Annotated in this window: 8 protein-coding genes; 2 read left to right on the plus strand and 6 right to left on the minus strand. The window is 29.1% G+C overall.

Going from position 1 to position 7,735, the window contains the following annotated elements; genetic code table 11:
* Nucleotides 1-61: 61 nt before the first annotated feature.
* From mnmE to ACTG3S_RS09340, 3 genes are all read right to left on the minus strand, one after another.
* A complete protein-coding gene (gene mnmE / locus ACTG3S_RS09330; RefSeq protein WP_439129117.1) occupies nucleotides 62-1,456 on the minus strand; it encodes a tRNA uridine-5-carboxymethylaminomethyl(34) synthesis GTPase MnmE in 1,395 nt (464 codons plus the stop codon).
* A gap of 133 nt (nucleotides 1,457-1,589) precedes the next feature.
* Nucleotides 1,590-2,444, minus strand: a complete 855-nt coding sequence (locus tag ACTG3S_RS09335) for a mechanosensitive ion channel family protein (RefSeq protein ID WP_439129093.1) — start codon at nucleotides 2,442-2,444, stop codon at nucleotides 1,590-1,592.
* A gap of 50 nt (nucleotides 2,445-2,494) precedes the next feature.
* Nucleotides 2,495-2,995: a Dps family protein gene (locus ACTG3S_RS09340; RefSeq protein ID WP_439129094.1), complete on the minus strand. Its 501-nt coding sequence runs from the start codon at nucleotides 2,993-2,995 to the stop codon at nucleotides 2,495-2,497.
* A 161-nt stretch (nucleotides 2,996-3,156) separates the two neighbouring features.
* Here ACTG3S_RS09340 and ACTG3S_RS09345 point away from each other — a divergent pair, with 161 nt between their 5' ends.
* On the plus strand, nucleotides 3,157-3,495 hold the full coding sequence (locus ACTG3S_RS09345) for a DUF4870 domain-containing protein (protein WP_439129095.1): 339 nt from the start codon (nucleotides 3,157-3,159) through the stop codon (nucleotides 3,493-3,495).
* A gap of 182 nt (nucleotides 3,496-3,677) precedes the next feature.
* Here the strand turns inward: ACTG3S_RS09345 and ACTG3S_RS09350 are convergent, their stop codons facing one another.
* Nucleotides 3,678-4,109 carry a DUF4268 domain-containing protein gene (locus ACTG3S_RS09350; protein ID WP_439129096.1) on the minus strand — a complete coding sequence of 144 codons (432 nt, stop codon included), beginning with the start codon at nucleotides 4,107-4,109 and terminating at the stop codon, nucleotides 3,678-3,680.
* 64 nt (nucleotides 4,110-4,173) lie between these two features.
* Nucleotides 4,174-4,755 carry a tRNA-(ms[2]io[6]A)-hydroxylase gene (locus ACTG3S_RS09355; protein ID WP_439129097.1) on the minus strand — a complete coding sequence of 194 codons (582 nt, stop codon included), beginning with the start codon at nucleotides 4,753-4,755 and terminating at the stop codon, nucleotides 4,174-4,176.
* Between the two features lie 98 nt (nucleotides 4,756-4,853).
* Between ACTG3S_RS09355 and ACTG3S_RS09360 the strand changes: the two genes are divergently transcribed.
* Entirely contained in the window at nucleotides 4,854-6,683 is a 1,830-nt protein-coding gene (locus ACTG3S_RS09360; protein ID WP_439129098.1) for a cation:proton antiporter, read from the plus strand.
* Here the strand turns inward: ACTG3S_RS09360 and ACTG3S_RS09365 are convergent.
* A partial coding sequence (locus tag ACTG3S_RS09365) for a MutS-related protein (protein WP_439129099.1) occupies nucleotides 6,671-7,735 on the minus strand: 1,065 nt, incomplete at its 5' end. The two genes, ACTG3S_RS09360 and ACTG3S_RS09365, sit on opposite strands and share 13 nt — an antisense overlap.

Consider the following 7,735-nt stretch of genomic DNA (forward strand, 5'->3'; position numbering starts at 1 on the left):
ATTTTGATGAAAATGATAATAAATCTTCTAATGAAACCACTATTTTAGTATAAAATTCAGTTTATTTACCGATACAAAAGTTTGAGAAAATATGTCCTAAAATATCTTTATCAACATCATATTCTCCAGTGATATTTCCTAAATGACGCAAACACTCTCTAATGTCGATAGAAAATAAATCTGTTGAGATTTCTAAATCAATTCCTTGTTGTACAGAGCTAATTGCTTCTAAAGCATTGTTTAATGCTTCAAAATGACGAGAATTGGTTACAATCGTTTCATTATTACTTAATGCACCAATATTTACCAAAGACGTTAATTCGTTTTTCAATGCTGAAATTCCTGTTTTTTGTTTTGCTGATAGTAGAATTAAATTCTCAATTTCTGATTCTAAAATGGATAAATCATGACAAGACAAAGTATCTACTTTATTCGCAATTACCAAAAGTCTTTTGTTAGGAAAACGCTTTGAAATTGTATTGATTTCTTCTAAAAAATCTTCACTAGAGTGGATGTACTTATTAGCATCAATTAAGAAAATAATTAATTGTGCATTTTCTGCTTTTTCGTAGGCTTTTTGTATACCAATACTTTCTACAACATCTTTTGTTTCTCTAATTCCTGCTGTATCTATAAATCGAAACGCAACACCTTCAATAATCAATTCGTCTTCTATAGCATCTCTAGTCGTACCAGCAATATCAGAAACAATGGCTTTTTCTTCGTTTAACAAAGCGTTCAATAAAGTTGATTTTCCTACATTAGGTTCTCCAATAATCGCAACTGGAATTCCATTTTTCATGGCATTTCCAAAGGAGAAAGAGTCAATCAATCGTTTTAAAACAAAAGTGATTTTTGCTACTAGTTCTTTAAATTGAGTTCTATCTGCAAACTCTACATCTTCACCAGAAAAATCTAATTCTAGTTCAATTAAAGCAGCAAAATCGAGTAATTTTTTTCTCAATTCTTTCAATTCATTGGTAATTCCACCTCGCATTTGCTGTATGGCCATTTGGTGGCTTGCAGCAGAATTTGCAGCAATAACATCGGCAACAGCCTCTGCCTGAGATAAATCCATTTTTCCGTTTAAAAAAGCACGCATGGTAAATTCGCCATTATCTGCCATTCTACAGCCTTTTTGTAAAAAAAGTTGAATAATTTCTTGCTGAATAAAGCTAGAACCATGACAAGAAATCTCTACAACATTCTCACCAGTATAAGAGTTAGGATTCTTAAAAACAGATACTAAAACTTCATCTAAAACAACCTCATTTTCTATAATATGCCCTAAATGGATGGTATGTGTTTTTTGCGTTTTTAAAGATTTACCTTTTTTTATAGATTTAAAATTGGCATCCACTAAATGAATAGCATTTTCTCCAGAAAGTCTAATTACAGAAATTGCGCCAACTCCTGCTGGAGTAGCCAAAGCAATAATGGTATCATTTTGAATCATACGACAAAAATACGGAAACATTTTGCTACAAAAAACCAAAAAGTCTAACGTGTTTTAATACGTTAGACTTTTTGCTAGTTATAATTAGTCAATTGGCTTACGCCATTTCAATTTTCTCTTTTTTTTTGCAATTTTATTTAGAAATATTTAAGTTGTTATTTGGTACAAATTCTAAAGTTCTCATTGGGAATGGTATATTAATATCTGCCTCATCAAAAGCTTTCTTAATTTCTATAATAGCTTTACTTTTTGCTTTTAATTTTTCTAGTGCATTTTCAGAATCTACCCAAAATCTACATAAAAAATTAATAGAACTATCTCCAAATTCGGTGTAATAAAACTCTACATTCTTACCAATTTCATCTTGATTAAAATTAGTATTTATAGTTTCTTTAGTTAGTTTTTCAACTTTTTCTAAATCTGCACCATACTCCACACCACAAGTTATAGCAATTCTCATTTTTGTAGTTAATGAGTAATTTTTAAAAGGACTCTCTAGTATGGTTTTGTTAGGTATAATTACCATATTATTATCTGCTTCTTTCATTACAAAATAATTCAGATTTATATCTATAACCTCACCAGAAAAACCGCTTGTTTCTACCCAATTACCAATATTTAGGTTTTTTCTAAAAGATAAAACTACACCAGAGATGGTGTTAGATAAAGTACCTTGTAAAGCCAAACCAATAACAATACCAGACACACCTGCGGCAGATACAATTGTTTTTAAAGTATCATCAAACTTTAAAACGGTCATTGCTAAATACAAACCAACTAATATAGTTATTGCAGCAGCAAATCTAGAAACTAAATCTCTAACAGATTTTTGTTTAATTCTTTTACCTAAGGTTCTATTTACAAGAGAATTCATACCTCTCGAAGCAAAATAGGCAATAAATAATACTACTATGGCTATGGCTATGTTTGGTATATTCTTTATAAAAATATCTTTCCAAGCTTCTAATTTATCTACAATTTTATTCATTTATTTAGTTTAATGGGTTTTAATTTCAGATTAGCGTTCAATAGCAATTGCTATTTTACAAAACTGCTATTTAGAGCCTCTTTGGTGTCTTTAGACCACGCATTTAACATCCAAGTAGATTTTTCTAATTCTCTAACATAAGCGCCCATTAAATCTATAGTACCTTCATCCCCAGCTTTTTCTGCCTTATCTATCACTTTATTTAGTTGATCTAATAAAATTCTATGATCTTCTATAATTGTAGACACCATTTCTTTATCAGTTTTTAAAGGGCTAGATTCTTTGATTCTAGAAATTTCTAAATAATCAGATAAATTACTAACTGGATGATATTTTAAAGTAATAATTCTTTCAGCAATCTCATCAATCTTTTCCTTTGTTTCATCATACATTTCTTCAAACCTGTTGTGTAAATCAAAAAAGTTCTCTCCTAAAACATTCCAGTGAAAGTTTCTAAGTTTTTGATAGTACAGATGATAATCTGCTAAAAGCACATTTAATTCTGATACAATAGGTACAATTTTGTCTTTGTTAATATTTAAGTAATTCATATGTAAAGTTTTTATATTTATATTCCATACAAAATTAACCGCAAAGTAAAATGTAAATTTGCTCAATCAATATTTATGTTAACGCAAACAAATAATTTTGTAACAAACAGTAACTTTTTGCGTCCTATAAATAAAGAACCAAACTAAACAAACTAACAAATATGAAAGAAGATAAACAATTATTAGTACTAACCCATTTAAGCCAATTATTAGATTTTGTAAGTGGTATTGGTGGTTTTATTGTGCCATTAATATTATGGCTCACAAAAAAAGACGAAATTTATGGTATGGATTTTCACGGAAAAGCCATTTTAAACTTTAGAATATCTATGTTTATCTATATATTAATATGTATACCATTAATCTTACTTTTAGGATTAGGCATTTTAGGTTTAATCATATTAGGATTTTTATATTTAATCTTGCCCATAACAAATGCTATAAAAGCCAGTAATGGAGAGGCACCACATTATCCTTTAAGTATTCAATTTATAAAATAATTTTTGGGCGTTCCCTTTCAGGTCAGGCTTTCCACTATATCTTTTTATTTTAAAGATATTTCAAAGAACTATTTTTTAAATAGGAAAAGGAGTGAAGTTTTAATTGAAAATAGAGAAAATAAAAAGGATGTCGTTGCAATCCTTAACGTAAGCTAATTTGCCAATAAATAGTTTAATTGTAGCTAAATGTTTTTTATAATGGCCTCATATTCGTAGAAAAAAAGTTCAAATTTAGGCATCGTTTCAACAAAAAACTCATAACAATCTCTCCACGTATTTTTGTTATGGATGCTAAATTTACCTTCAAAAGGCATATAAATTCTATGAATTACTTTACCATTATTTAATTCATAAGAAGCATCAAAAATAACTTCAGGTAGTTCACTTTCTAATAATTTTTTTAAAGAAAGTAGTTGGTCAAAATAAAGCAAATTAGCCACTTCATCAGGGTTTTCGATGTCTAAACAAACCATGGCTTTTTTTCTATCAGCCACAAACTTAAAAGCCAACCCTTTTATTTTTGTATTGTATAACAACCATTTTCTTGGAAACGATTTCCCAAAACTAGTCCAAAATTCTTTTCTAAGTTTTGCAGCTTCGTCTTTAGAAAACATTTTTTTTAATACGTTTTTATATGAAATAACCTGTTGTTTTTACAATCAACCATCAACCAAAATATTATCCATGAATTTTAGCCACATGACCACGTTCACGCATCATTTCTGCTTCAAAGGCTAATAAAGCATTCCATTTTTGGTCTACAATTTCTCTGTCTTGATATTTTCTAGCAAATTGTAAAAAAGTGGTATAATGGCCAGCTTCAGAAATCATTAAGTTTTTGTAAAATTTCTGCAACTCTTCATCTTCCATATTCTCAGAAAACACTTTAAAACGTTCGCAACTTCTAGCTTCAATTAAAGCAGCAATTAACAAACGTTGTACCAAAGCATTGGTTCTATCTTTCGTTTTTGGAAAAAATTTCTGTAAACGAATCGCATAATCGTTTTTTTGCTCTCTGCCTAAAACCATTCCTCTTTTTACCATTAGCAAGTGCACCATTTTAAAATGTTGCATTTCTTCTATGGCAATATTGCTCATTTCCTTTACCAGTTCTGTTTCTTCAGAATAATTTATAATAATAGAAACAGCATTAGAAGCTGCTTTTTGCTCTAAAAAAGCATGATCTGTTAATATCTGTTCTAAGTTAACTTTGGCAATTTCTGCCCAAGAAGTTTCAGTTTCAAACTGTAATCCTAACATAATGTATACATTTCTGTTGCAAAAATAAACAATATTTCACGTAAAGAAACTTGCCACAACTATGTTTTTTCATAAATTAGACTTTTTAAAAAAATACAATGTTAGAATTAGCAGGAATTATAATTTTAGGAATATTGGCGCAATGGGTTGCTTGGAAATTTAAAATACCAGCAATTTTACCTTTAATATTAATTGGTTTATTAGTAGGCCCAATAGCAGCAGCATATTTAAGCGAAGATGGTTCTAAGTGGATAGAACCCATTTGGAATGGAGAAAAAGGCTTATTTCCTGGAGAAGGACTGTATTATTTTGTGTCTTTAGCAATTAGTATTATCCTTTTTGAAGGTGGTTTAACGCTTAAAAGGAGCGAAATTAAAAACGTAGGTCCTGTAATTACCAAATTAATTACCATAGGTGCTGCAATAACTTTTTTTGGCGCAGGTATTTTAGCACATTATATATTTCATTTAAGTTGGGATTTGTCCTTTCTTTTTGCAGGTTTAATCATAGTAACAGGGCCAACAGTAATTACCCCAATTCTAAGAAATATTCCCCTTAAAAAAGATATTTCTACTGTTTTAAAATGGGAAGGAATTTTAATAGACCCAATTGGTGCACTTGTAGCTGTATTGGTTTTTGAGTTTATTAGTGTTGGTGGTGGTGGTGGTTTTACCAAAACAGCCTTAATTGAGTTTGGTAAAATTTTATTATTTGGTACCACATTTGGATTTACGTTTGCACATGCTTTGGCTTTTGCCGTAAATAAAAGATTAATTCCTCATTATTTATTAAATGTAGTTTCTCTATCTACCGTATTATTGGTTTTTGTAGAGTCTGAACTTTTTGCCCATGAATCTGGCCTTTTAGCAGTTGTAGTGATGGGGATGGTTTTAGGAAATGGAAAATTAAATAATATTAAAGAACTCCTATATTTTAAAGAATCATTGAGTGTTTTATTAATTTCGATTCTCTTTATTTTATTGGCAGCAAACATCAACATAGAAGATTTAATGCTTCTTTATACCTGGAAAACAGCTTACTTATTTGCTATAATTGTTTTTATTATTAGACCATTGGCTGTTTTTGCAAGTACTTTTAAATCAAAATTAAAACTTAATGAAAAACTATTTATCAGTTGGGTAGGTCCAAGAGGTATTGTGGCTGCTGGTATTGCATCTCTTTTTGGTAGCAAACTATTAAGACAAGGCGTAGAAGGTGCAGAATACATTACACCTTTGGTGTTTATGATTGTTTTAGGAACTGTTTTGTTAAATGCAACTACAGCAAGAGTTTTTGCAAAATTAGTTGGTGTTTTCTTAAAAAAATCTGATGCAATTTTATTTGTAGGAGCTTCAAATCCTGCTAGATTAATTGCTGGTTATTTAAAAAATAAAGGTAAAAGAGTTATTTTGATTGACTCTAATAAAAACTTTGTACAACAAGCTTTAGATGACGATTTAGAAGCCTTTAAAGTAGATGTTTATGATGATGAATTAACAGATAATATAGAGCTAAATGATGTTGGGTACTTAATTGCTTTAACAGGTAGTGACATGGTAAATAAATATGCAATAAATAGGTTTTCTCCTGCTTTTGGTGAGCATGGTTCTTATAAATTAGCTTCTTCTCAAGAAATTATTGAAGCGACTATTACCGAAAGAAAAACCTTTTTTACACCTAATGACGACTATATTAATTTAAGTGAAGCTTATAGAGAAAACCCGAACATAACAGAAGTAAAAATAGCAAATAAAGAGGAATATGATAGGGTTTTAGAAATGCTTGCTGAAGAAGAAAAAGCTGTGGCTTTATTTGTAGAAAAGGGTAGTGGTATTTATTTAATTCCAGAATTTGAAGAAACAGAAACTGTAAAAGAAAACTTGGTTTTATCTTATTTAGGGAAAAAAATGGATTTTCAAGAAAAATAATTTGTTTCTGTTTGCTTAGCGTCTTCTATTATTTCTCTAGGATATTTATACAAATCAAGAATTTTAATTGCATTTCTTGTAGTTAGTTTGCCCGTTTTAATTTTATAATCAAATAACAATTCGTCGTTTTTAATTTGCTCGCTAAAATGAAATAAGTCATAGTTATCTTTCACTAAAAGCGCTGTTAATTCTATATCGTGAGTAGAAACTAAAACAGTATGCTGTTTGTTTAAATAAGATAAAATAGCTTTTCCACCCGAAATTCTCTCTACAGTATTGGTTCCTTTAAAAATTTCATCTAAAACAAATAAACAAGGTGCTGTACTTAAAGAAGCATCAATTAATTCTTTAACCGCTAGAACTTCTTGTAAATAATAGCTTGTGTTATCCAATAAATCATCAGTTATTCTAATAGAAGAATAGATTTTGTAAAATGGTGCAGCGTAAGACTTTGCAAAACAAAAATGAAGTGTCTGTGCTAAAATACTATTTACAGCAATCGTTCTAATAAATGTAGTTTTACCAGACATATTTGAGCCTGTTAACAACATACTTTTTTTTTGTAGCTGTAAATTATTTTTTACACAATTTTTTAATAATGGGTGATAAATTTCACTAAAATTTACTTGATTTTCTTTCGTAAATTTAGGAGAACAAGTGGTTAGATTTCCAGACTTTAAAGAAGCAGTAGAAATTGCTGCATCAATTTCCCCAATAAATAGAAACATTTTTTCTATGTTTTTTCGCTCTTTTGTAATCGAGTCTATAAAAGTATAAAACATTAAATACTCTACATTGAAAAGAATTTTTATAATTTCGAACATAAACCAGAAAGCAAATAAAAACTCATTACTAACATTTTTTTCAAAAGCAATAAATTCTGTTTTAAATTTTATCGATTTAATTTTTTCTAAAAAAGTAAGGTCTCTATAATAAGATTTTATAAAGGAGTTTTTACTTAAATTTTTACTAACGTTTAAAGCCCTAGATAATTGATTTACACCATTTAAATAATACGAAACATTATGTTTATTTTTATAGTGAAAAACCAT

Source organism: Polaribacter sp. (assembly GCF_965656025.1).
Lineage (GTDB): Bacteria > Bacteroidota > Bacteroidia > Flavobacteriales > Flavobacteriaceae > Polaribacter.